Source organism: Acidobacteriota bacterium, assembly GCA_026707545.1.
GTDB lineage: Bacteria > Acidobacteriota > Thermoanaerobaculia > Multivoradales > Multivoraceae > Multivorans.
In genome coordinates this window covers 530881-554471 of record JAPOWR010000001.1, presented here as the reverse complement: position 1 = coordinate 554471, position 23591 = coordinate 530881, and the positions used below count along the sequence as shown (strand labels likewise).

The window sequence follows — 23591 nt, the reverse complement described above, 5'->3', positions numbered from 1 at the left end:
AGCCCGCTCCTCCGCTACGATGCCGGCGGTGCGCGAAGCCGCGGGCAAGAGGAAGGTCGCCGACATCGATTGGCGATCGTGGCGGGCCGTCGACAAGGCAACGCTGACCTTCGTCCTCGACGAGGAACGCGTTCTCCTGATCCGCAAGAAGCGGGGCCTGGGCGCCGGCAAGGTGAACGGCCCCGGCGGCCGCCTCGAACCGGGCGAAGAACCGATCGTCTGCGCGGTCCGCGAAGTCGAGGAAGAGGTCGGCATCACGCCACTCGACCTCGAGTACAGGGGCGAGAACCTGTTCCAGTTCGTCGACGGCTACTCCATCCATGTCTACGCGTTCACGGCGTGCGGGTACCGCGGTGAACTCCGCGAGACCGAGGAAGCCACGCCCATGTGGACGGACCTGGACTCCATCCCCTACGACGAGATGTGGGAAGACGACCGGCTCTGGTTGCCCCACTCCCTCAGCGGCCTGAAACCGCAAGGCCGGTACATCTTCGACGGCGACCGCATGCTGGACTGGGAACTCGAAGTCGGCGGCAAGCTCTACCGTCCTGACTAGCCCCTGCACGGGCAGGTGTTACGATTTCGGTGCGCGAATTGGCACAGATCGAATCGGAGGATGTCGGGGTGGATGGAGGACGCGCCGGCCGGACCAGGGATGCCCCGACCGGGCCGCGGCGGTTCTCGTTGGCGGACTTCGTTGTCGGGATCGAAGAAGGCTGGCCGGAAGGCGATATCCAACGGTGGATCGTGTGCGGGCTGCCGCGGGAGTTCCTCGCGTTGAGCGCAGCCGACCAGCGCAAGGTACTTGCGGAACGCGTGCCGCTGACGCACACGAAATGGGATGCGCTCCTGGCCGCGATGGTGGAGCACCTGGCGAGACTTCACGGGCATGAGCAGCCGGCCTGGGTGGACGAGCCGGAACGCTTCCTGGACAGTCCGTGGGTGCTGTCACCGGTTCCCGTGATCCGGATGGAGGCACTGATGTTCGCGCCAGCCGCGTTCCTGCGGCACGGGGCGATCCCGGACCCGCGGGACCTGGATGACCGCGGCGGAGAACGGGATGAGTGGGCCCCTGGGCCGTGACCGAATCCTAGAGCTCTTCGACGAGCTGTCCGAGGAGCTGCGGTTCAGCCGAACGCGCGCACAGGTCTACGTGGTCGGGGGGGCGGCGATGAGCTTGGCCTTCGACCGGGAGAGAACGACAAGGGACGTGGACGCACGGATCGCCTCCGGGCACCATCGGCTCTCGCTGGCGGTGCGTACGGTCGGGCTGAGGCACGGGCTGCCCGACACATGGTTGAACGAGCAGGCGACGGCGTGGATGCCTCTTTCGGACGACGCGCGGGCGCAGACGCTGTACGAGAGTCCCTACCTGACGGTCACCGGCGCGTCTGCCGGCCACCTGCTGGCGATGAAGCTGAGAAGCGCGCGGGAGCGAGACCGGGAGGACGTCGCGCTGCTCTGCAGGCACCTGGAATTGGAAGGCCCGAAGGAGGCGATCCGGATCTACGAGCAGGTGTTCCCTGGGGAGCGCTTGCTCTCTCGCGCACGGGCATTGCTGGACAGCCTGTTCCAGGATCGGGGAGAGACTTAGAGCGCTAACCGCCTCTACTCGCCGCCGCCGGTGGATCCGGCGGAGCCGGCCGCACGGTTCGTGCCGGGCTAGTGGAAGAAGTACGAAGCGCCCAGCCGCACCCGCCCGAGGCTTGCCACGGCCTGGCTCAGCGTGGCTCGGCTCCCGTACCGACAGGAGCCTTGAAGATAACTGAGAATCGAGTATCATCTCTCCATGAAGAGAGCCAAGCAGCAACTGACCGTCCTGCGAGCCCTTGTCGAGGCGGACGGCCCCCTATCCGCCAGGGAACTCTGGAGCCGCCTGAGCGGAACGGGTGTCGGTCTCGCCACGGTGTACCGCGCCCTCCAACGGGGTGTCGACGAAGGCACGCTAGAGGCGGTTGAAGTGTTGGGCGGCGGCCTTCGGTACGAGCCCAAGGACCGCGAGCATCACCACTTCTTCCTCTGCTCGATCTGCGACCACGCGTTCGACCTCTTCGGCTGCGTCGAGGGCCTCGAGTTCCTGGTTCCCGACGGGTTTCAGATGATGAGACACGAGGTGGTACTGCTCGGAACCTGCGACGCGTGTGGCAATGCGGCATGACGGTCGCCCACGACGGGGAGGGCGCTGATGCACTTGGCGGAGGGCGTGCTACCGCTGAGCCATGCTGTGGCCTGGAGTGCCCTGGCCGCACCCGCCGTGGTCTGGAGCCTTCGTGACGAGCAACGAACGCGACGCGAGAAACCGTCCTCCACGGTCATCATGGCGGGCGCCACGAGCCTGCTCTTCGCCGGCACTCTGCTGCCGCTACCGGTTCCCGTCGCAGGCGTAACCAGCCACATCTGCCTGACGCCGGTGCTCGCCCTGATCGTCGGCGTTCCCCGCATCGTGTGGCCCACGTTCTTCGTGCTCTTGCTGCAGGCGGTCTTCTTCGCTCACGGCGGGCTGACGACACTGGGGGTCAACCTCCTCACGCTCGGACTGCTGGGGCCTCTGGCGACCGTTGGGCTCTGGGCCTTGCTCCGCCGGCTCGGTGTCGACGGGGCTTTCAGCCTCGGTCTCGCATGCGGCGTCGGTGGCCTGAGCGTGTACGTGGCGGACGCCGTGGTGCTCGCCGCGGCGTTGTCCGATGTGGCGGCGCCTACAACGACCTTCGGCGCGGTGCTGATCGGCTTGGCCCCGGTCCAGATCCCCCTGGCGGTTCTTGAAGCGATCGCCTCCGTCGGCATCGTACGGCTGCTGGCCACACGTCGGCCGGACCTCCTGCCGAACCCGCTGAGAAGAGGCTCGCGCACCCTGTCAGCGCCCGTTGCTTCCGTCGGCCTCCTGCTCCTGCTCGGCCTGTCGGGGTGCAGCTATGAAGGCATCGACGGGACCGTGTTCGGTGCGACCGCGGAGGGAGCGGGGCGACCGCCCACAGGGAGCATCGTGGACCTGAGCCAGGGGGAGGTCGGGCTCGCGATGTCCGTCCTCATCCTCTTCGGGCTGGGATTCGTCGCGGGGCGCAGCTGGGAACGAGTTCTCGGAAGGCGGCGAGATGCACTTCCACGCTGAGCACTCCCTGTTCTTTGAGCGTGCCCAACCCCCATGGGTTGCGCCCTTGGGTGTGGCGCTGACCGGCGGCGTGCTGATCGTCAACGCAGGCGCGCACAGTACCGCCCTCTCCCTGACCGGCTCCGGGATCGGCGCGGTGCTTCTGCTGTTCGCACATGCCCATGGACGCCGCAGGATCAAGCCTGCCCTCGCGTGGACCCTGGCCGTCGTAGCGCTGGCACTGCTCGGTGGGGTCGCCCTGGATGCCGCCACGGACGTCATCGTCCAAACCGGCGCCAGGGTCCTGTGCGGCGCCATCTGGATCCTCTGGCTGGGCACCCAGGTCGACTGGGCGTCGCTGCGGCAACTCCTGCTTCGGCTTCGGATTCCCGAGGGCGTCGTGGCCAGCCTCGACCACGCGCTCATGCACGGTGTTCTCGCCCAGCGTGAGTGGGTCCAGCGGCGTGACGCGGCCCGTGTCCGCCTGGGGTCACCGCGTTTGCCTCTCGCCGCCTGGGGACCGCTGCTTGGCGAAGGCGCCCTCCACGCCTTCACGCGCCTCGAACGTTCCGAGGAGAACGCACTGCTGCGTAGTGCCTCCAGCGAAGACGCTCGGGCTCATGACGGCGTCCACCTCGACGCCATCAACGTCGAACGCGGTGGGCACCTCGTGCTCCAGCAGCTCGAACTTCGCCTGGCAGGAGCGGAGTGGCTGCTCGTGCTTGGACCAAGTGGAGCCGGAAAGTCGAGCCTGTTGCGTCTGCTCGCGGGGCTCGACGGACCCGCGCAGGGGACGATGACGCGCCTGGGAAACCGCGTGTCGCCCGATACGACGCTCCGCGACCGGCTCCACGGACGCGTGGCCCTTCTCGGCCAGAACCCGGAACACCACTTCATCGCAAGCACCGTTGCCGAGGACATTGCCTGGGGCCTGCTTCGCCGTGGCGTCCCGCCAGGCGAAGCGCGATGTCGATCCCGCGAGGTGGCGAAGGCCTTGCGCATAGACCATCTGCTGCAGCGTCCGTGTCATCAGCTCAGCTTCGGGGAGCAGCGTCGCGTTGCGCTTGCCGGTCTCCTCGTGCTCGAGCCCGAGCTGCTGCTCCTCGACGAGCCCACGGCCGGGCTCGATCCCGTCGCGGCGCTTGAGCTGCGGACGCTAGTTGCCGAGGCTGTTCGCCGAACGAGCGCCACGTGCGTCTGGGCAACCCATTGCCTTCACTCACTGCCATCCCAGGCAACGCGCGTCATCCTGCTGCGAGACCGGCGGGTGCTCTTCGATGGGTCGACGGCAGAAGGGCTGTCGAAGCCGTGGCTCATCCGCGCTGGTCTCGCCGTCTGGAAGGAGAACAGAGCCTATGTTGATCAGGACATCACCACGCTCCCCGAACCTCGAACAGGCTCGACGTATCAAGAAGGCATTGCGCGAAGCGCTGAGCCTCTCCGATGACGTGACGGTCACGGTCACAGAGCTGGCTTGTCTCGAAGAAGATTGCGCCCCCCTCGAAACCGCAATTGGCCTGCTTCGGCCCGATGCGCCACAGCTTCAGCACAAGCTGCACAAACCCATGGACTCCGTTGACGCCAAGGACCTGATCGAGGTCTGCACGGCGTGGGGATTCGACGTAGAGATTCCGGTGCTCGCACCGATGCTTCAGGAGGACTAGATGAACGCACCCCAGAAGATCCCTGTCACGATCCTCACCGGCTTCCTCGGCTCCGGCAAGACGACCCTGCTGAACCGGATCCTGCGGGAGGAACACGGCAAACGCATCGCCGTGATCGAAAATGAGTTCGGAGAGGTCGGCATCGACCAGGCGCTCGTCATCAACGCTGACGAGGAGATCTTCGAGATGTCGAACGGCTGCATCTGCTGCACGGTGCGCGGAGACCTGATTCGCGTGCTTGGCAACCTCATGAAGCGCAGGGACAAGTTCGACTACGTGCTGGTGGAGACCACGGGGCTCGCGGATCCCGGTCCCGTCGCCCAGACCTTCTTCATGGACGACGAGATTCGCGCGGAGTTCGAGCTGGACGGGATCGTCACGCTCGTCGACGCTGCACACATCGAGCAGCAGCTCGGCCGAAGCGACGAGAGCACGGAACAGGTCGCGTTAGCGGATGTCCTCGTTCTCAACAAGACGGACCTGGTCGACGACGACGCGCTCGACGGGATCGAGGCTCGGCTCCGGGAAATGAACCGGATGGCACGAGTCATCCGTAGCGAAATGGCGGAGGTTTCCGTCGAGACGGTACTCAACCTCGCCGCCTTCGACCTGGACCAGGCGCTCGAGCGTCGTCCCACCTTCCTCGAGCCGGAGTACCCGTTCGAATGGACCGGCGTCTACTCGCTCGACACCGGCCGCTACGAACTCAGCCTGGCCGAGGGACCTGATCCGGCGATGTCTCTTGTCGTCGTACCGGACCAGGGCACCGATGACTCCGCACTTCGTGAAGGTGCGGAGTGGTGTGTGCGGCGGTACGCCGAACCCGCGGACGTCATTCGTCCGGGGGGCGAGATTGCTGTCGGAAAGCACGTGAACCTCGTGCTTGACTCCCCGGGGCGCAAGTCGTTCTTCCTGGAGGTCGAGACGCAGGTGAGAATCGGCCTCTACGCCCAGCACACCGCGGAGGAATTCGATCTGCAGCTGACGAACGGCGTCCCACACGTCAACGGAGCGGTTCCCGCCGAGGTCGAGCGAACCTGGGTCGCACAGCATGAGCACGACGACGAAGTCGGCTCGATCGCAATCGAGACGGAGGGCGATGTCGATCCCGGCAGGCTCAACGCGTGGCTTGGCGAACTGCTCCGTGAACGCGGCGTGGACATCTTTCGCATGAAGGGGTTCATCAGCCTCGCAGGTGAGTCGCGTCGCTTCGTCTTCCAGGGGGTTCACATGCTCTTCGACGGACAGCCGGATCGTCCATGGGGGGACGCGCCCCGCCGCAATCAGCTCATCTTCATCGGCCGCAACCTCGACGAGCGCTCGATGCGGCTGGGATTCGAGGCATGCCTGGTCTGAATGGCGGCAGTCCGAAGGGTGTCCTTCGCCCGGGTTGGTCCGCGGTGGTCGGCGACTACGCCATCGCCGGTGGGTGGACCCCGCGCGGTGAGGCGCTGGTGGTCGGAGATGCCGCGGGTGGCGTCTACGCGTTCGACGGCAGGACCGGCGCCATCATCTGGGCGCGGCGCGGAGTCCATGAAGGCGGGGTGCTCGCGCTGGCAATGCAGCCGAACCGAGCCGCGTTCGCAACGGCCGGCCAGGATGGCCGAGTCCTGGTCTGGAGTGCCGCCGACGGCCGGATCATCCAGACGATCGACCTCGGGAGCGGCTGGGTGGAGAATGTCGCGTGGTCGCCGGACGGCCAGTCCCTGGCCGCATCCTGCTCCCGAGAGGTTCACGCGTACAGCGCCGATGGAACGGAGATCCGGCGATTCAACACTCATCCGAGCACCGTCAGCGCGATCGCGTGGTCCCGCGCGGGCGAACTGGCGACCGCCTGTTACGGTCGGGTGACGTTCTTCGACGCGTCCACCGGGACGGTTCGCCAGAAGCTGGAGTGGAAGGGCTCCCTGGTGTCGATGGTACTGAGCCCGGACGGCGACATTGTGGCGTGCGGCAGTCAGGACAACTCGGTGCACTTCTGGCGTCGCTCCACGGAGCAGGACTCGATGATGTCGGGCTATCCCGGCAAACCGTCGGCCCTGGCCTTCAATGACACCGGCACCCTCCTGGCCACAGGCGGAGGCGACGCGATCACGGTCTGGAGCTTCCAGGGGAAAGGCCCCGAAGGCACGCGGCCCGGCGTTCTGGAACTTCATTTTGGGGCCGTTACAACGCTCGCCTTCGCTCGCGGGGGAAGGCGCCTCGCCTCCGGAGCTCGGGATGGCGCGGTCGTCGTGTGGTCACTTGGGCGCAACGGACAAGGCGATCCGGTGGGAATAGCGCCTGTCGCGGACATTGTCGGCGCGGTGTACTGGCGACCAGATGGACGCGCGCTTGCCGCGCTCGACGCTCAGGGTGGCGTCACGGCTTGGCGGACAGCATGAACAAGGGCCCGTGCTTCCCGGGGAGTCAGCAGGACCACCGCCGCGCTCTACTCGCCCGGAAGCCGGCTTGGCTCGGAACGGTCCAAGAGGATCACGGCGTCAAACGACATGACGAGATCCCAGTACTCCCACCCATCCGGATAGAACTGGAGTCCGTTCAGTCGCGCTTGCCTTAGCGGTGCGCGCAGCCCTCGAAGGTCGAACAGTGTCCAGTCTGCTACGGCAGCGGAGCGAAACGGCCGTAGCGCTCTCTGTTGCTCCCAGGTGCAAGGTCTCGGAAAGACCCCGGGAGACGTATCCTGGCAGTTGACGATCGCGAGGTTCAGCATCCCTGTTCGCTCGGCGACCGCCAATTCCGCTACGAAGTTCGCGAGTGTAGAGGTGCCGAAGTCGTGCATCAGCCCACGGGCGGCATGGTAAGCGCCGAGCCGGAACATCACCCGCGGCCTCGAGTCGCCTGCTTCCTTCGCAGCTCGGTACTGGCGCAGGAAGAGCTCCTTCTTGAGGTTGTCGCTCGTGTGTTCCCGGGGCGCGGAGATTCGCCAACGCAGCGCATCGAGTATGTAGCGCAGCTCGGTCTCCGGCTTGGCTCGAGTCTGTTGGACGACCTGCTCGATGGCATCTCGGAAGGCACGAGTGTTGTAGTCGCCGCTTCTCTCCGCTGCCCCTACCCGCTCCAGAAGGGACTGGACCGCCTGTCGCCTGGCGGGCCGCGGCGACAGCTCCGCCAGCCTCTTCAGCAATGGAGCAGCTCGATACTCGGCATCCAGTCCCCAGATCAAGGGAGCTGCGGACTTGCGGTGTGGGCCGCTGACGCTGCCAAGTTCCGCGTAGAAGGCAACGTCCTCCTCCGAGATCGGCGGCACGCTGTTGTTCGGCAGACGAGGCCAGGTTGCCCTCTGGAAGTGAGAAAGGGCCTGTTGATCGGCAAATCTTGCGAACTGGTCGAGCCTTTCACCCAGCCAGGGACCAGCTTCGATCGCTACGTGCTCGTAGCCTAAGGGAACGAGTTCCCGCCAAAGAGCGCCCACCAGAATCGGGACCTCCCGGACATCGTGCTCTTCGCCGATGAACACGAACTGGGATCCGGCCGCCTCGGCGCGAAACCACTCCGCCGCAGGCCCTTCGAGCCCTCCCTCAGCACTCAGGGTCACCTCGTAGGCGTTCTGTTCCAGATACGCGGCGACCGTCTCATGGATTCCCGGCTCCGGGCCATCCTGAGCTGCCGCGGCTTCGCAAAACGCCACACAGGTCAAGAGTCGCAGCAAGAACTGCACAGACGCGTCTCGTGAACGTCCCTTGGCCCCCTCCCACCGTGCCCTCGGCAGGCGGGTGTGCTCGCCGTCGCTACCCGCCGCCGCCCGTCGATCCCGCGGCGCCGCCGGCCAGGATCGCGGCCGCATCTTCCGGCTCGACGTAGGTCCAGGCCAGGAAGGGCGCCATCATCTCGTCGGTGCTCTGGGCGCCCCAGTCCACTGCCCGGCCGATGTTGAGGAACGGGTACTCGTCGAGCTTGGTCTCCGAGTTGTCGTAGATCGCTTCGATCTCGACCCGAGTACCGGACGGCAGCACCTTGGGCTCCCGGTAGATGTAGTTCGTCTGCCAACTGTAGTCGTACTCCGGCACGTCGAGCAGCACCTCGGTGCCGCCATCGGGGTAGTGCGCGGTGTACTTCATGCTCTGGCCGCGGAAGTGCATGTGCGGATGGAGCGACAGCAGCACCGTGTCCTTCTCGAACACCTTGGACGACCCGACGCGCCAGCTTCCGTGACCCGGCGGGATCTCGAAGGCGCCGGCGCCGATCGTGTTCCAGGTCACCTTGTGCCTGACCTCGGCGCCGACCGGGTGGAACCTGAAGGCGACCGCCGAACGGTCGTAGCCGCCGGAGCCCGGACCGGGTTCCTTGTGGTAGTGGACGTTGAGACGCACGACCATGCCGGCCCGTAGCAGGTTGCCGAAGCCCGGCGGGTAGATCGTCGGGTCCTCGCCGGCGGCAATCGACCCGAGCGAGAACGTGTTTTCGCTCAGCACGTCGACCTCGCCGTCCTCGTTAGGTATCAGCGCCCGGCCGGTGATGTGATGGACGAACTCCGCGTCCGGCTGGTACTCGATCGCCTGGAGCCAGCGGGGCTCCGGGAGCATCTCCTCGGTCAACGTGATGTAGAAGCTCGGCTGCTCGTCCTCCACGTCGTCGCCCACGTAGTAGGGCTCCTCCATGTACACGAGCAGGTCCGGCTTGCCGATCAGGAAGCCGCCGGTGTCCTCCCACTCGCGCGGCGCCGGGCCCCTGCCCGGGTCGCCCTTGGGAGCGCCGCCCTGGACCCAGGCCACAACCGTGTCGATCTCCTGCTGGGTCAGGGTCCGCTCGTTGAGAAAGACGCCGGCGGTGTGGTCCGTCGCGTCCCAGGGGGGCATTTCGCGGCTCTGCACGAGGCGCGCGATCGACCGCGCCCACGGCCGCACTTCCTCGTAGGTCATCAGCGACATCGGCGCAACCATGCCGGCCACGTTGTCGCCGCCCGGGCGGTGACAGGTCTGACAGTTCTGCTGGAAGATGGCCAGCACGTCCTCGTGGAAGGTGACGGCTTCCCCGCTGTCGGCCGCCACCGCTGCGGAAGCCGCTCCAAGCGGCCCAAGTACGAGAAGTGCTGCGGTCGTACGGCTCATTCGCGCCTCCAGCTTCCAACCTGTTGTCCGAGTGGCAGGCGGACTCTAGCAGCTTGCTGGCGGCTCACTCAGTCCCAGACGCCCTCGGGGATCGGCTTCGCCTCGACGATCTCCACCGCGACCTTGTCCGGCCCCATCACGAAGAAGCTCCGCATGTCGAGTTCCGGCCGGTAGGTGATCGGTTCGACGATCTCGACGCCCGCCGTCCGCAGCCGTTCGAACACCGGTTCGATGTCGCGGTAGGAGAAGGCGAAGTGGTCGATCGCCCTACCCCGCTGCGGCTGGGTCTCCAGCAGCGGCGCCGCGTCCTCGGGCCACCACGGTGCCAGCGGCTCGTAGTCCGGCAGGTTGTAGACGATGAAGTTCACGTTGTCGGCGCGAAACGCGTTCGCCCAGGCACGGTGCTCGTGGTGAAACTCCTCCCAGGTCGCGAACGCGGCGCCCTCGCCGACCGGCCGGGGGTTGCCCCTGGCGGACCGCCGCGCCGGCAGCCCGAAGTGCCGCTCGTACCAGGCGGCCGTCTCGTTCACGTCCGCCGCGAACAGGTGGACGTGAGCGAAACGGTGATGGCCCATCGTGTTCACCTCGATCATCTCCCGGTCCGGACCGTTGACGTAGATGACATGTCCGCGGCCCAGGCGGTAGATCGGCGTGTGAATGTCGACGCCGCGGGACACCAGCCAGCGATACTGGCTGGGCAGGTCGACACCACCCCAGCCGAAGTGCCAGATGCCGCTAGTCTGGCTGCCGTCCGGCGGCTCCTCGACTTCGTTGAACAGGATGAAGGACCGCTCGGTGAACACCGCGTCCGCGACCCCGCGAAACTCGATCGGCAGGGCGCCGAAGGTGGCGCGGTAGAAGTCGACCGAACGGTCGACGTCGGTGACGTTGAGGTGAATGTGGTGAAAGCGCGCCCGCTCGACTGCGGTCGTCGCTTCCTGGGCCGCGAGCGGCGCCACCATGAACGCGGCCGCCGCCACGGCCAGGCCGAGCGCCCGGCCCGGGAACCGCCGCCAGGTCAGGCCACCAGGCCCCCGACTCAAGGAACCCCCCCGGCGAGGTTCTCCACCAGCTCGATCTTCGTGCCGTCGGGGCCCTCGACGTAGGCGATCCGGTGCCCGGCGTCCAGCACCATCGGCTCGACGACGAACTTCACGCCGTCGCCACGCAACCGTTCGAGCCAGGAGTCGTACTCCGTGGTGTGCCAACCGATGTGATCGACCACCGTGCCGTCGGTGCCGGTCCGCTCCCCCGGCACCTGGTTGACGATCAGCCAGGTCTCGTCGCCGCCGTTGTCGTAGAGGATCGAGTGCAGCGGCGCAAGTCCCTTGAACGCCACGACTTCGCCGCCGAACTGCTTCGCGTACCAGGCCGCCGTCGAGACCGCGTCGTTCGAGAAGACGTGAACGTGATGGAGACCCGGGGCGCCGCCGTGGTCCATGTCGTCGATCACTTCGATTCGCGTTCCCCACGGGTCTTCGCAGAAACCGAAGGTGAATCCGGCTGCCTCCACGTATCGCGCGGCGCCGACGACCTTGCCGCCCGCGGCCTCGCACTCTTCCAGGGTCGCCGCCACGTCCGCGACGGAGAAACTGATGTGATCGAGCGAGGTGGCGCCGCTGCCGCTGGTCGGTTCGCCTTCCCGCACCTTCAGGATGTCGTTGCCGTAGAACACGGAGTCGAAGGGACCGCTCTTGCCGAGCCTGCCGCCGAAGAGCTCGTGGTACCACTTCGCCGCCGCCATCGTGTCCGGAGCCACCAGGTGAACGTGGTCGAACTCTTCGGCGACCACAGACGGCGTAGCGCCGAAAGCGAGGCCCAGAACCGCCAGCGAGACGACGAGATCGGGAGCAGTGACTCTTGGAGAATCGGGGCGCATGTGAGTCCTCCGACGCTTGTATGATTCCTGGAGCGGCAACCGGCAGCGTACCAGTCCGACGGGGTACAACTGCCATGAACACCACGAACGGAAGGGCCGGCGCGACGCTCGCAGCGTGCGCCGTGTTTCTGTTGTGTCTGGCGAGTTTCGGCTGCAACGGCGTCGGCGCCAAGCGGGCCGCCGGCCAGACGGAAGCGTCCGGAGCCGTTTCGGCGTTCCGCAGCGAAACCGCACCGACCACCCGCGTGCGGTACGGCCAGGTAGACGCCCTGGTGACGGCCTCCGGTTCCGTCGTCGCGCCGCGCCTGACCGAGCTCGGCCCCGAAGTCTCGGGGCGACTGTCGGCCGTCTACTACAACGTAGGCGACCAGGTCACGGAGGGCGACGTCGTCCTGCAACTCGATCCCGTTCCCTTCCGGATCGACCTTCAGCGGGCGCGCGCCGGTCTGGCCCTGGCCCAGGCCGAGGCCGCACAGGCGCTGCAGGAACTCGAGCGGGTCGAGCGGCTTGCCGAGCAGGAAGTGGCCCCACCCCAGGAGCTCGACCGGCAACGGACCCAGCTCGCGGTCGCCAAGGCCCGGGTCGAGCAGGAACTCGCCGCCGTGAAGAGCGCCGAGCAGGACCTGACGCGGACCGCGGTGATCAGCCCCTACGACGCCCACGTGGTCGAACGCCAGCTTCACGAGGGAGCGATCGTCGGCCCCGGTTCGGTCGTCGTCACGATTCAGGAACTGAACGGTTTCGCGGCGGAACTCGACGTGCCGGCCGCGGCGGCGGCGCCGGTCCAGGTGGGCGACCCGGCAGTCCTGATCGTCGAGGGCGCGGCCGAACCCCTCCCCTCCACGATCGCGGCGGTGAACGCTCGAATCGACCCGGATACGCGGACCTACCGCGTGCGAGCCCCCGTGCCCGGGGAGACACCGGAGGCCAAGGCGGGCGCCTTCGTCCGCGCCGAGATCCGGCCGCGGACCCGCGACGGCGCGGTGATCGTCGAACGCGCCGCGGTGCTCAACCGCGACGGACGCACCTACGTGTTCAGCGCCGTGGGCGGCCGAGCCGAGCAGATCGAGGTCTCCGTCGGCGCCACCGGTCAGCGATGGGTTGAGATCAGGCGCGGCGCCGAGGCCGGCGACGCCCTGATCATCGGACCGGTCATCGACCGACTGGCCCACGGCGCGCCGATCGAGGTCACCGAACCGCCGCTGCTCGAAGCGGGCGGCGAGACGCCATAGGCGTCGCCGACGTCATGCTGAACCTGCCGCTCACCTCGATCCGGCGGCCCGTCTTCGCCCTCATGCTGAACGTGGGGCTCGTCGTTCTCGGCCTCGTGTCCCTGAACCGGCTGAACGTCGATCTGAACCCGGACGTCGAGTTCCCCTTCGTCACGGTCACCACCGTGCTCGAAGGGGCTTCCCCGGAGACGGTCGAGACCGAGGTCACCGATGTCCTCGAAGAGCAGATCAACACGATCGAGGGGATTCGCGACCTGAGTTCGGTCTCGTCCGAGGGCATCTCCCAGATCTTCGTCGAGTTCGAGACGGACTACGACGTCGACGTGAAGGCGCAGCACGTACGGGAGAAGATCGCGCCGGTTCGTGCCGACCTGCCGCTCGATGTCGAGGACCCGGTCGTCACCCAGCTCGATCCGGACGCGACTCCGATCCTCTCCGTCATGCTTGGCGGCCCGGTCTCGGTCCGTGAACTGTCCGAACTTGCGGAAACCACCGTCAAGGACCGGCTCGAGAGACTGCCGGGCGTCGGCAGCATCGAGATCGTCGGTTCCCGCCGGCGGGAGGTCCGGATCTGGCTCGACCCGGTTCGACTGGCCGGCTACGGCCTGTCGATCGACGACGTGCGCTCGACGCTCCTGCTGGAGAACGCCGAAACTGCCGGCGGCCGGGTCGAAGGGCGTGAACGGGAATGGACGGTCACCACGTCCGGCAAGGTCAAGCGGGTCGAGGACTTCGGCGCCCTGATCGCCGCCGAGCGCGGCGGCCGGCTGGTCTACCTGCGGGACGTGGCGAAGATCGAGGACGGTCTCGCCGAGGAGCGGTCCATCGCGCGCTTCAACGGCCAGCGCGGCGTCTCCCTCGAGGTGCGCAGACGAAGCGGAGCGAACACGGTCGTCGTCGCCGAAGCGGTACGCGCCGAGGTCGAGGCGCTGGGGCAGGACCTGCCGCCGGGCATGGAGGTCCTGATCACCCGCGACATGGCGGTGTTCATCGAGGACTCCATCTACTCGGTGTTCTCCAACATGATCTGGGGCGGCGCCCTGGTGGTCCTGGTCGTGCTGCTGTTCCTGCGCAACCCGCGTTCCACCCTCATTTCGGCGCTTGCCATTCCGTCCTCCGTCATCGCTTCGTTCACGTTCTTCTATCTGGCCGGGTTCACCCTGAACGTGATGACGCTGATGGCGCTGTCTCTTTCGATCGGCGTCGTGATCGACGACGCGATCGTCGTGCTGGAGGTCATCTATCGGCGAATCGAGCGGGGCCAGGAGCGCCGCGAGGCGGCCGAAGAGGGCGCCAGCCAGGTCATGCTGGCGGTCGTCTCGACCACGCTCGCCCTGTGCGCCGTGTTCGTGCCGATCGCCTTCCTGAGCGGCACGGTTGGCCAGTTCTTCTACGAGTTCGGGATGGTGATGACGATCGCCGTCTGCGTCTCCAGCCTGTTCGCGTTGACGCTGACACCGATGCTCGGCAGCAGGGTGCTCAAGGCGACTCAGGGACGCGATCCGGTGAGCCGCACCCTGGGCCGCGGCCTCGACGCACTCGACCATTCCTACAAGATCATCCTGCGGCGGGCGCTTGGGCACAGGGCGCTGACGCTCGTCGTCGCCGTGGGGGCGATGGTCGGTGGCGTCCTCGTCGCGTTCACGCTTCCCTTCGACCTGTTCGGCACCGAAGACCGGAGCGAGTTCAACGTCAACCTCAAGATGCCGGTCGGAACTCCGCTGGCCGTGACGTCCCTGACCGCGCGGCGCACGGAGGAACTGATCGCACAGGACCCGGATGTACGCAACCGCTTCGCCACGATCGGCGGCGGCAGCCGCCAGGAGCCTCATCGAGCCTCGATCTACGTCCAGTTGACGAACAAACGGGACCGCGAACTCAGCCAGGCGGCGATCATGGACCGGGTCCGTGACCGGCTGCTCGGGGAGGTCCCCGAAGCTGAGGAAATCGTCGTGTCGCCGATCAGCTGGATCGCCGGCAGCGAGGATCAGACGGGAACGCGCTCCGTTTCCTACAGCCTCCGCGGTCCCCGTATCGCCGACCTGGAGCTGTACTCCGAGCGGCTGGTGGCGCAGATGCGAGCCGACCCTTCCTTCGTCGACGTTGGCACGTCCTGGGAGACCGGCAAGCCCGAGATCGAGATCGACGTCGACCGCGATCGCGCCGCCGACCTCGGGGTGCCGGCCACGGTCATCGGGCGCACGATCCGCACCCTGCTCGCCGGCGAGAAGCTGGGCGCCTTCGAGGAGGACGGCGAACGTTACGACGTGCGCGTCCAGGTGCTGCCGGAGTACCGGGACGAACCCGGGAAGCTCGATCTGATTCAGATCCGCACGGCTTCCGGGCAACTGACGCCCATGACGAACGTCGCCAACATCCGGCTCGGCGAGGGCGCGGTCCAGATCAGGCGGCAGAACCGTTCACGCGAGATCACGATCGCCACGAACGGCGCGGAGGGCGTCGCCCAATCCGAACTCGCGGCCCGCATCGAGGAGTACAGCCGCCAGATCGGTCTCGCTCCTCCGAACACCCTCGTGCCAAGCGGCACGACGGTGATCATGCAGGAGACCGGCCTATCCCTGATGTTCGCGTTCGTGCTCGCCGTCGTCGCCATCTACATGGTCCTGGCGTCGCTCTTCAACTCGCTCGTCCATCCGATCACGATCATGATGTCGGCGCCGCTTTCCTTCATTGGTGCTTTCCTGGCGCTCAAACTCTCCGGCCAACCGCTCGACATGATGAGCGGCATCGGCCTGTTGGTGCTGATGGGCCTGGTGATGAAGAACGGCATCCTCCTGATCGACTACATCAACAAGCTGCGCCAGGACGGACAAAGCCGCAGGGACGCGATTCTCGAAGCGGGCCCGGCCCGATTGCGACCCGTGTTGATGACCGCTTTCTCGTTGATCTTCGGCCTGCTGCCGGTCGCGTTCTCCCAGGCCGCCGGTTCCGAGGGCCGCGCCGCGATCGCGGTGCTGATCATGGGCGGCATGGCGACTTCGACGCTGCTGACGCTGCTGGTCGTCCCCGTCGTCTACGACCTCGTGGACCGGTCGGTCGAGGAGGTCACGGCCTGGAGCCGCGCCGCTAGAGCCGCCGTCAGGGCGCCACGGCCCGCACTGGCACGCCGCGCAGCGCCACGGAGCGACAGGCCGCAATGAGGGCTGGCACGAACAGGTGCGGCTTCGCTACGCAGGCGTAGTGATCGGCATCGACCCGGTGCACCTCCGCGCCCGGAATCGCCTCCGCCATCGCCGCCTGGTACTGCGCCGGGATGTGCTCGTCACGCAGCGTGAGCACGACCGAAGCCGGCACGTCGATGTCGCCCAGCCAGTCGCTGGAGTCGAAGCGCGCGAGCGCGGCGGCGGCCTCGATCACCGAAGCCGGCTCCGTCGGGGCGAGTTGCTCCTTCAAAGCCAGACGCCGGCCGGGATCCTGGACGTTCTCGAGCATCCGCTCACCCATGCTGTCCCACATCGACTGGGGCGCCACGCGAGCCGCGAGCGACAGCAGCGGTGCAAGTGTCGAAGCGGCCCGCTTGGCCCGCGGTCCGCCGAAACGCGAACTGGTCGCACAGAGAACGAGACCGGCGGTGCGGTCCCGGTGCCGGCGCCAGAACAACTGCGCCACCGCGCCGCCCATCGAGTAGCCGACCGGGATCACCCGCTCCACGCCCAGCCGATCGGCAAGTGCCGCCGCGTCGTCCGCGCAGTCCTCCAGCTTGAAGGCGCCGATCCGCCGGATCCCGCGGCCGTGGCCACGGTGATCGAGCGCGATGACCCGGAAGCCCCGCGCCAGCGCGGCCAAGCTGGTCGACCAATTCAGAAGCGCGGTGGCCGCGAGGCCATGCAACAGAACCAGCGTGGGGGCGCCGGGCGGTCCGGCGATGTCGTACGCCCAGGTCGCTCCACGGCCGGGCAGGCCGATCCGGCGCCCCTTCGATGCCGTGTCCACGGCTCCGTCCTCAGGCGTGCCGCCCGGTCCTCTGGGTGCGGGCGTAGACGTCGTCGACGACCCAGTGGAACAGGCACACATGGACGCTCTCGACCATGCCCATGTCGTCCAGGTCGACGTGAACGCCGTCCTGCTGGAGTTGCTTCAGCCGGCCCCCGTCGAACCCCGTGAGCCCGAACGTGCGGACATCATGGCGGTTCGCCCAGTCCACGGCGGCCAGCACGTTCGGGCTGTTTCCCGAGCCGCTGAACGCCATCAAGGCGTCGCCCGGGACGGCAGCGCTCATCAACTGCTGGACGAAGACCTGCTCGTAGTCCAGGTCGTTCGCCACCGCCGTGATCCACGGCACGTTGTCGGTCAGGCTGACTACCCGCAGGCGCCGGCGCGACTCGTCGCGCAGGCGGTCCGCCCCGACCGTACCCTTCCCCAGGTCGACACTCAGGTGGCTCGCCGCCGCCGCCGAACCGCCGTTCCCGATCAGGTAGAGAGTGCTGCCACGGTTCCAGACATCGAAGACAACGGCGGCCCAGCGTTCCACCGCCGCCGCGTCGATCCTCGCCAACTCGGCTCTCAGCCGGTCGATGTAGGCCGAGGCATCGAGGGTCGTGCCGAGCATGTCGGCATCGTACCCCGGCGATACGTGTTCCTTCTCCCCGGCGGATCCTTCAGTACGGCTCCCGCATCACGCGGTCCGCCGGCACCTGGCAGATGCGGCGCATCCGGTGGCTGCCGGCCTGGGGATGGGTCCAGCGCAGTTCGTCGCCCTCCATCCACCGTTCCACCCGGATCCAGGAGATGCCGTAGCCGTCCATTTCGAGGACGCCGTCCCGATAGCGCGTGCGGTTGCGGATCCGCAAGCAACTCGGGTTTACGTCGTTGGCGCCATTCCGCAGCGTGCCGTCGGCGCGCATGTCGTGAAGCAGACCCGCGGCGGTCACGACGACGCGATCACCGCACTGTTCGACGCGTTCAAGGTGCCCGCTGTTGGGGTCCAGCCACAGGCCGCGCAGGTCGGGCGCGCCGTCCGGAAGCGGCTCGGTGCAGGCGGCCAGCACCGGGACCGGCCATTCCGTGTAGCCCTCACAACCGGGCGTGTAGGCGACCGGTATCTCGTCCGCGGTCAGGCCCGAGCCGTCGAGGACCGGCAGGTCGCAGTGGTCGACCTCGCCGCCGCCACCGGCAAGCAGTCTCGCTTCCGTCGTGTCCGGCGGCCGTGGCGCAAACCGGAGGTAGGCGCCAGCCCCCGCGGCCGTCGACGCCGTCAGTACCACGAGAACCAGTGCACCCAGTACCAGCGTGCGTCGCTTGATCGCCACGCGGAACCTGGCCACTACCCGGGCGGCACCTGCTTGCGCACCTTGCACCGCCGTGCGTCGCTTGATGGCCACTCCCAGCTACCCCTCGGCCGGCGTCGAGTCGATGAAGTCGGCGACGATCGTGGCCAGTTCCACGCCCCGGCCTTCCTGGAGGAAGTGCCCGCCACCCTCAATCGTTCGATGCGACTGCCCCTTCGCGCCAGGAACACGCTCCTCGAACGGCCGCCGGGCCGCGCCCGTCACCGGATCGTTGTCGGCGAAGGCGCAGAGGAACGGCCTGGTCCACTCCGCGAACACCTTCCAAGCCTCGATCTGGGCCGGCACCGAGGGGTCGGTCGGCAGCATCGGGACCCGGCTGGGCATGGCGCGAATCCCCGCCTTGTAGGAGGGATCGGGAAAGGGCGCGTCGTAGGCCGCGATCTCTTCGGGCGTGAGGGTCACCCCGTCGACGCTGCCCGCGAGGAGCATCCCGACCGGAATGTCCTCGGTCTCCCAGGTCCACTTCTGCCAGTACGCGAACTTCATCGCCGGAACCCGGCTGGCGCGTCCCCGCGCCAGCCGCGTCACAGTCCGAACGCCCGTCTTCGGGCGGTCGGATGTCTCGGCGCCCATCTGCGAGATCTGCTGCTGCATTTCCATGATGGTCGGCGTCGGCGCCTCGGCGCGGAATCTCGCGATCTTCTCCACGGTTTCTTGCGGCACGTTCATCGGCAGGGGCAGACCGGTGTTCGCGGCGACGATGCGGTCGAAGCGCGCCGGGTCGGCAGCCGCCATCCGCAGACCGATGAGGCCTCCCCAGTCCTGGCCGACCAGCGTCGCCTGAACGACGCCGTTGGCTCGCAGCCAGGCGCTCAACCAGTCGACCTGCCGCTGGTACGTGTAGTCGTCGCGCTCGGCCGGTTTGTCGGACCGGCCGTAGCCGACGAGATCCGGCGCGATCACCCGCATTCCGCGCTCGACCAGCACCGGGATCATGCGCCGGTAGAGAAAGCTCCAGGTCGGCTGCCCGTGCATCAGGAGCACCAGCGGACCGTCGCTTGGGCCGGCCTCCACGTGGTGGATCCGAAGACCATCGCCGTCGTCGTCGCCGCTGGGCACCACGGTGTAGTGCGGCTCGTAGTCGAAGTCCGGCAGGTTGGCGAAACGCTCGTCGGGCGTGCGGAGGATCTTCATGGGCGCGTAGGATAGCGGCCCTTCCGAACCGAGGGCATGCGTCCCATGAAGCTCCTGATCGCCAACCGCGGCGAGATCGCGGTCCGAATCGCTCGCGCCGCGGCGGAACTCGACATTCCCACGGTCGCCGTGTTCTCGGAGGACGACGACCAGTCGCTTCACGTACGCAGAGCGGACGAGGCGGCGGCGCTCGGCGGCTCCGGCCCGGCGGCCTACCTCGACGGCGAGCAACTGCTGCGGGCCGCGGCCGAACATGGATGCGATGCGGTCCATCCCGGCTACGGCTTCCTGAGTGAGAACGCCGGCTTCGCCCGCGCGTGCCAGGACAACGGGATCACGTTCGTCGGACCGGCGCCGGAAGCGCTGGAGTTGTTCGGCGACAAGGCGCGGGCCCGGGCCCTCGCTGAGAAGCACGGCGTGCCGGTCGTTCCCGGGATCTCCGAGCCGGTGACGATCGAACAGGCCCACACGTTCTTCGACGAGCTGCCCACTGGCGCCTCGATGCTCATCAAGGCGATCGGGGGCGGCGGTGGCCGCGGCATGCGCGTGGTCGCCGCTGCGGACGAGATCGAGGACGCTTACCGGCGCGCAACGTCCGAGGCCGGGGCCGCCTTCGACACCGACGGCGTCTTCGTTGAACAACTGCTCTCCGCGGTTCGCCATGTGGAGGTGCAGATCGCCGCCGACGACAGCGGCGCCGTCCGCCACTTCGGCGACCGCGACTGCAGTCTCCAGCGACGTCACCAGAAGCTGATCGAGATCGCGCCCGCTCCGGCTTTGCCGGAAGACCTGCGGGTGGCGCTGCGGGAGGCAGCGATCACCCTCGCCTCGGCGGCCGGCTACCGGAGCCTGGGCACGGTGGAGTTTCTGGTCGAGGCCGGCGCTGAGCCGCGCTTCTACTTCATCGAGGCGAACGCCCGCCTCCAGGTCGAGCACACGGTGACCGAGGAGGTCTTCGGTGTCGACCTCGTCCAGCTCCAGCTCGAACTAGCCCGCGGACGGCTGTTGGCCGAGTCGGGCTTCGGCGGGGAGGTGACGCCGCGCGGCTGCGCGGTCCAGGCCCGCGTCAACATGGAGACGATGGCGGCTGACGGCCGGGTGCTTCCCGGCGGCGGGGTCCTGGCCGCTTTCGAGCCGGCCTCGGGTCCCGGCTTGCGCACGGACACCTTCGGTTACACGGGCTACCAGACGAATCCCCGCTTCGACTCGCTGCTCGCCAAGGTCGTGGGACGGACGCCGTCACCGGGCCATGCCGCAGCCCTTACGCGGACGGCGCGGGCGCTCGCCGACTTCAGGACCGACGGCATCGACACGAACGCTTCCTTCCTGCGCGCCCTTCTCGGCCACCCCGAGGTCGTGGCCTGGAACGTCCACACCCGCTTCGTCGACGAGCGGCTGTCCGAACTGGTCGAAGCCGCCAAGGGGTTCGACGACCGCCCCTGCCAGGCCGGCAAGCCTCTCGACACCGGACAGGGCCTTGCCGGCGTCAAGGTGGACGCCGTCGACCCGCTGGCGGTGCTGGATCATGGCAAGTCCGGTGCCCCCTCGGTGAGCGTGCAGGCCGCTGAACCGGCTCCGGTCGACCAGACGCCGGTGCCAGAAGGTCTCACCGCGGTCCGCGCCCCGATGCAGGGCACCGTCCTCAGCCACGAGGCCGGACCCGGCGAGGCCATCGCGCCCGGGCAGATCCTCTTCATCATGGAAGCGATGAAGATGGAGCACGAGATCCGGTCCGAAGTTGGCGGCGTGCTGCGGGAACTGCGCGCGGCGGTCGGCGACGCGGTGTGGGAGGGCCATGTCCTCGCCCTGGTCGAGGAAGGGGATGTCGGGGTCGCGAGCGTGGAACAGGAAACCCAGGTCGACCTCGACGCGATCCGGCCCGACCTCGGAGAGGTCCTCGAGCGCCACCGGGTGACCCTGGATGACGCACGGCCCGACGCGGTGAAGAAGCGCCGCAACACGAACCAGCGCACCGCGCGCGAGAACATCGACGACCTGTGCGACGACGGCAGCTTCGTGGAACACGGCCAACTCGTCCTCACCCCCGGCACCGGCCTCCCGAAGGAAGAGGTCATCCGCAAGTTCCCGACCGACGGCATGGTCACCGGCGTCGGCTCGATCAACGGCCACCTGTTCCCGGACGAGCGTTCGCGCTGCGTCGTCATGGCCTACGACTACACCGTGCTCGCCGGCACCCAGGGCGCTCTCAACCATCCGAAGACGGACCGCATGGTCGAACTGGCTCATCGCTGGAAGCGCCCCGTTGTCCTGTTCGCGGAGGGCGGAGGCGGCCGCGCCGGCACCGGGGGCAAGCGCAAGGGCGGCGCCTCGACCTCCAAGGCCGGCCAGGGCCGCAGCGCCGACACCTATCGGCCCCTGGACACGCCGACCTTCACCTCGTTCGCCCGCCTCTCCGGCCTGGTCCCGATCGTCGGCGTCACGTCCCGCTTCTGTTTCGCCGGCAACGCGGCGTTGCTCGGCTGCTGCGACGTGATCATCGCCACCGCCGACTCGAGCATCGGCATGGGCGGTCCGGCCCTGATCGAAGGCGGCGGCCTGGGCGTGTTCCGGCCCGAGGAGGTCGGCCCGATGGACGTCCAGGTCCCGAACGGCGTCGTCGACATCGCCGTCGAGGACGAGGCCGAGGCGGTCGCCGCAACGAAGCAGTACCTGTCCTACTTCCAGGGCCGCACCGGGGACTGGGAGGCACCCGATCAGCGACTCCTGCGCCGGATCATCCCCGAGAACCGTCTCCGCGTCTACAACGTCCGGGAAGTCATCGAGACGCTCGCCGACACCGGCAGCGTGCTGGAACTCCGACCCTCGTTCGGCCTCGGCATGGTGACCTCCCTGATCCGCATCGAGGGGCGGCCGGTCGGCGTGCTCGCGAACAACCCCGAGTTCCTGTCGGGAGCCATCGACAGCGACGGCTCCGACAAGGGCGCGCGCTTCCTGCAGCTCTGCGACGCCTTCGACATCCCGGTGCTCGTGCTCTGCGACACCCCCGGCATGATGGTCGGCCCGGAGATCGAGCGCACCGCCCTGGTCCGCCACTGCTGCCGGTTGTTCGTCGTCGGCGCCAACATCACGGTGCCGTCGCTGACGATCGTTCTGCGCAAGGCCTACGGGCTCGGCGCCCAGGCCATGGCCGGCGGCGACCTGAAAGAGCCGTTCTTCACCGTCGCCTGGCCGACGGCCGAGTTTGGCGGCATGGGCCTGGAAGGCCAGGTCAAACTCGGCTTCCGCAACGAGCTGGCGGCGATCGAGGACCCCGAAGAGCGCCGCGCCCGCTACGAGGAGCTGGTCGCCGCGGCCTACGAGCGCGGCAGCGCCCTCACCGCCGGCGCCTCGTTCGCGGTCGACGACGTGATCGACCCCGCCGACTCACGGCGCTGGATCGCCCGCACCCTCGACTCCGTGCCGCCGCCCCCGGTCCGCGACGGCAAGAAGCGCCGTCACATCGACACCTGGTAGGGAACACTGGGTGCGCCGGCCTTCCGGCCGGCTGTGGCCGCGGGTCTGACATCCGACCGCCCGAAGACGGGCGCTCGGACTGTGACGCGGCTGGCGCGGGGACGCGCCAGCCGGGTTCTGACCCGCGGAAGACTCGCAGCGAAGCGGCGAGCCCGAAACGCAGTCCTACTCGCCGGCCCCCGCCGGTTCGATCACGCCGTACATCAGGCCGCCGTACGGACCGTGGTCCCAGGTTCCGGCGTACCGCTCGTCGTAGAACAGAACCCGCGCCCCGAACTGGTCGCCAAGGCCCGGGATCTCGAAGTCGGTGATGCTGACCATCGGCGTATCGCCGGCCCACACGATCGGCACCACGACCGGCAACGTGACGTCGACCGTCATGTAGACGACCCGGACGTCGAAGCGCCAGCGGTCGCCCTCCCCCTCGAGCTTCGAGACGCTCGCGATCTCGTAACGCTCCGGGTTCTTGTCGCGGCTGACGCCATCGACCTCTTCGAGCCCGGAGATGTTCTGGATCGTGAAGTGTCCCACCAGGTCGACGTCCTGCATCCGCTCAGCGAACGCCCGCTCCCGCTCCGAGAGATCCTCCAGCGGAACAGTACGCCCCACACCGGTCACGCCGGTAAGCCAGCCGATGCCGTAGCCAACGCCGAGCAGCACGAGGCCGGCGACGACGGCGACAATCCAGAGTGTTGCCTTCTTCATGGTGCGCGTGAAGGTAGCTGTCACCAGGTCCCGCGTCAACCGTTAGGAGCGCGGT

At 67.9% G+C, this 23591-nt stretch carries 20 protein-coding genes; 11 read left to right on the top strand and 9 right to left on the bottom strand.

Annotation, left to right across the window (positions count from 1 at the left end):
- Positions 1-28 precede the first annotated feature (28 nt).
- The 8 genes from OXG83_02200 to OXG83_02165 all read left to right on the top strand — a co-directional run bounded on the left by OXG83_02200 (position 29) and on the right by OXG83_02165 (position 7136).
- Entirely contained in the window at positions 29-556 is a 528-nt protein-coding gene (locus OXG83_02200) for an 8-oxo-dGTP diphosphatase (GenBank protein ID MCY3963825.1), read from the top strand.
- Positions 557-585: 29 nt separating this feature from the next.
- Positions 586-1083: a hypothetical protein gene (locus tag OXG83_02195; protein ID MCY3963824.1), complete on the top strand. Its 498-nt coding sequence runs from the start codon at positions 586-588 to the stop codon at positions 1081-1083.
- Positions 1061-1594, top strand: a complete 534-nt coding sequence (locus tag OXG83_02190) for a DUF6036 family nucleotidyltransferase (GenBank protein ID MCY3963823.1) — start codon at positions 1061-1063, stop codon at positions 1592-1594. The genes OXG83_02195 and OXG83_02190 overlap by 23 nt, the downstream gene beginning before the upstream one ends.
- A gap of 195 nt (positions 1595-1789) precedes the next feature.
- On the top strand, positions 1790-2158 hold the full coding sequence (locus OXG83_02185) for a transcriptional repressor (protein ID MCY3963822.1): 369 nt from the start codon (positions 1790-1792) through the stop codon (positions 2156-2158).
- Between the two features lie 27 nt (positions 2159-2185).
- A complete protein-coding gene (locus OXG83_02180; GenBank protein MCY3963821.1) occupies positions 2186-3109 on the top strand; it encodes an energy-coupling factor ABC transporter permease in 924 nt (307 codons plus the stop codon).
- On the top strand, positions 3093-4535 hold the full coding sequence (locus OXG83_02175) for an ABC transporter ATP-binding protein (protein MCY3963820.1): 1443 nt from the start codon (positions 3093-3095) through the stop codon (positions 4533-4535). Before OXG83_02180 ends, OXG83_02175 begins: the two co-directional genes overlap by 17 nt.
- Positions 4536-4752: 217 nt before the next feature.
- Complete coding sequence (locus tag OXG83_02170) at positions 4753-6108, top strand: GTP-binding protein (GenBank protein MCY3963819.1); 1356 nt, start codon at positions 4753-4755, stop codon at positions 6106-6108.
- Positions 6096-7136: a hypothetical protein gene (locus OXG83_02165; GenBank protein MCY3963818.1), complete on the top strand. Its 1041-nt coding sequence runs from the start codon at positions 6096-6098 to the stop codon at positions 7134-7136. Before OXG83_02170 ends, OXG83_02165 begins: the two co-directional genes overlap by 13 nt.
- Before the next feature lie 47 nt (positions 7137-7183).
- Here OXG83_02165 and OXG83_02160 read toward each other — a convergent pair whose 3' ends face one another.
- The 4 genes from OXG83_02160 to OXG83_02145 form a co-directional block, all read right to left on the bottom strand.
- The gene (locus tag OXG83_02160; protein MCY3963817.1) at positions 7184-8383 is read right to left on the bottom strand and encodes a hypothetical protein; all 1200 of its coding nucleotides are present in this window, start codon (positions 8381-8383) and stop codon (positions 7184-7186) included.
- A 100-nt stretch (positions 8384-8483) separates the two neighbouring features.
- Positions 8484-9803, bottom strand: a complete 1320-nt coding sequence (locus OXG83_02155; GenBank protein MCY3963816.1) for a cytochrome c — start codon at positions 9801-9803, stop codon at positions 8484-8486.
- A gap of 68 nt (positions 9804-9871) precedes the next feature.
- Positions 9872-10846 carry a VOC family protein gene (locus OXG83_02150; GenBank protein ID MCY3963815.1) on the bottom strand — a complete coding sequence of 325 codons (975 nt, stop codon included), beginning with the start codon at positions 10844-10846 and terminating at the stop codon, positions 9872-9874.
- Positions 10843-11682: a VOC family protein gene (locus tag OXG83_02145; protein ID MCY3963814.1), complete on the bottom strand. Its 840-nt coding sequence runs from the start codon at positions 11680-11682 to the stop codon at positions 10843-10845. Before OXG83_02145 ends, OXG83_02150 begins: the two co-directional genes overlap by 4 nt.
- A gap of 74 nt (positions 11683-11756) precedes the next feature.
- Between OXG83_02145 and OXG83_02140 the strand changes: the two genes are divergently transcribed.
- Both OXG83_02140 and OXG83_02135 read left to right on the top strand, forming a co-directional pair.
- Positions 11757-12914 (top strand): efflux RND transporter periplasmic adaptor subunit, encoded by a 1158-nt coding sequence (locus OXG83_02140; GenBank protein ID MCY3963813.1) that lies wholly within the window; start codon positions 11757-11759, stop codon positions 12912-12914.
- A gap of 14 nt (positions 12915-12928) precedes the next feature.
- Positions 12929-16075 carry an efflux RND transporter permease subunit gene (locus tag OXG83_02135; GenBank protein ID MCY3963812.1) on the top strand — a complete coding sequence of 1049 codons (3147 nt, stop codon included), beginning with the start codon at positions 12929-12931 and terminating at the stop codon, positions 16073-16075.
- Here the strand turns inward: OXG83_02135 and OXG83_02130 are convergent.
- The 4 genes from OXG83_02130 to OXG83_02115 form a co-directional block, all read right to left on the bottom strand.
- Positions 16014-16868 (bottom strand): alpha/beta fold hydrolase, encoded by an 855-nt coding sequence (locus OXG83_02130; GenBank protein MCY3963811.1) that lies wholly within the window; start codon positions 16866-16868, stop codon positions 16014-16016. The genes OXG83_02135 and OXG83_02130 overlap by 62 nt on opposite strands.
- Positions 16869-16878: 10 nt before the next feature.
- Positions 16879-17484 (bottom strand): SIS domain-containing protein, encoded by a 606-nt coding sequence (locus OXG83_02125; protein ID MCY3963810.1) that lies wholly within the window; start codon positions 17482-17484, stop codon positions 16879-16881.
- A 49-nt stretch (positions 17485-17533) separates the two neighbouring features.
- Positions 17534-18199 (bottom strand): hypothetical protein, encoded by a 666-nt coding sequence (locus OXG83_02120; GenBank protein MCY3963809.1) that lies wholly within the window; start codon positions 18197-18199, stop codon positions 17534-17536.
- A gap of 63 nt (positions 18200-18262) precedes the next feature.
- A complete protein-coding gene (locus OXG83_02115) occupies positions 18263-19357 on the bottom strand; it encodes a haloalkane dehalogenase (GenBank protein MCY3963808.1) in 1095 nt (364 codons plus the stop codon).
- Between the two features lie 36 nt (positions 19358-19393).
- On the opposite strand from OXG83_02115, the gene OXG83_02110 reads away from it, so the two are divergent.
- Positions 19394-22831, top strand: coding sequence for a carbamoyl-phosphate synthase large subunit (locus OXG83_02110; protein ID MCY3963807.1), 3438 nt, complete (start codon positions 19394-19396; stop codon positions 22829-22831).
- A gap of 165 nt (positions 22832-22996) precedes the next feature.
- Here the strand turns inward: OXG83_02110 and OXG83_02105 are convergent, their stop codons facing one another.
- Entirely contained in the window at positions 22997-23536 is a 540-nt protein-coding gene (locus OXG83_02105; protein MCY3963806.1) for a hypothetical protein, read from the bottom strand.
- Positions 23537-23591 lie beyond the last annotated feature (55 nt).

Excerpts from the sequence above, each read along its gene's own strand:
- OXG83_02115 (MCY3963808.1), bottom strand. The coding sequence starts at position 19,357 with ATGAAGATCCTCCGCACGCCCGACGAGCGTTTCGCCAACCTGCCGGAC.
- OXG83_02165 (MCY3963818.1), top strand. The coding sequence starts at position 6,096 with ATGCCTGGTCTGAATGGCGGCAGTCCGAAGGGTGTCCTTCGCCCGGGT.
- OXG83_02145 (MCY3963814.1), bottom strand. The coding sequence starts at position 11,682 with ATGCGCCCCGATTCTCCAAGAGTCACTGCTCCCGATCTCGTCGTCTCG.
- OXG83_02180 (MCY3963821.1), top strand. The coding sequence starts at position 2,186 with ATGCACTTGGCGGAGGGCGTGCTACCGCTGAGCCATGCTGTGGCCTGG.
- OXG83_02190 (MCY3963823.1), top strand. The coding sequence starts at position 1,061 with ATGAGTGGGCCCCTGGGCCGTGACCGAATCCTAGAGCTCTTCGACGAG.
- OXG83_02105 (MCY3963806.1), bottom strand. The coding sequence starts at position 23,536 with ATGAAGAAGGCAACACTCTGGATTGTCGCCGTCGTCGCCGGCCTCGTG.
- OXG83_02185 (MCY3963822.1), top strand. The coding sequence starts at position 1,790 with ATGAAGAGAGCCAAGCAGCAACTGACCGTCCTGCGAGCCCTTGTCGAG.
- OXG83_02110 (MCY3963807.1), top strand. The coding sequence starts at position 19,394 with ATGCGTCCCATGAAGCTCCTGATCGCCAACCGCGGCGAGATCGCGGTC.
- OXG83_02175 (MCY3963820.1), top strand. The coding sequence starts at position 3,093 with ATGCACTTCCACGCTGAGCACTCCCTGTTCTTTGAGCGTGCCCAACCC.
- OXG83_02170 (MCY3963819.1), top strand. The coding sequence starts at position 4,753 with ATGAACGCACCCCAGAAGATCCCTGTCACGATCCTCACCGGCTTCCTC.
- OXG83_02140 (MCY3963813.1), top strand. The coding sequence starts at position 11,757 with ATGAACACCACGAACGGAAGGGCCGGCGCGACGCTCGCAGCGTGCGCC.
- OXG83_02125 (MCY3963810.1), bottom strand. The coding sequence starts at position 17,484 with ATGCTCGGCACGACCCTCGATGCCTCGGCCTACATCGACCGGCTGAGA.
- OXG83_02135 (MCY3963812.1), top strand. The coding sequence starts at position 12,929 with ATGCTGAACCTGCCGCTCACCTCGATCCGGCGGCCCGTCTTCGCCCTC.
- OXG83_02155 (MCY3963816.1), bottom strand. The coding sequence starts at position 9,803 with ATGAGCCGTACGACCGCAGCACTTCTCGTACTTGGGCCGCTTGGAGCG.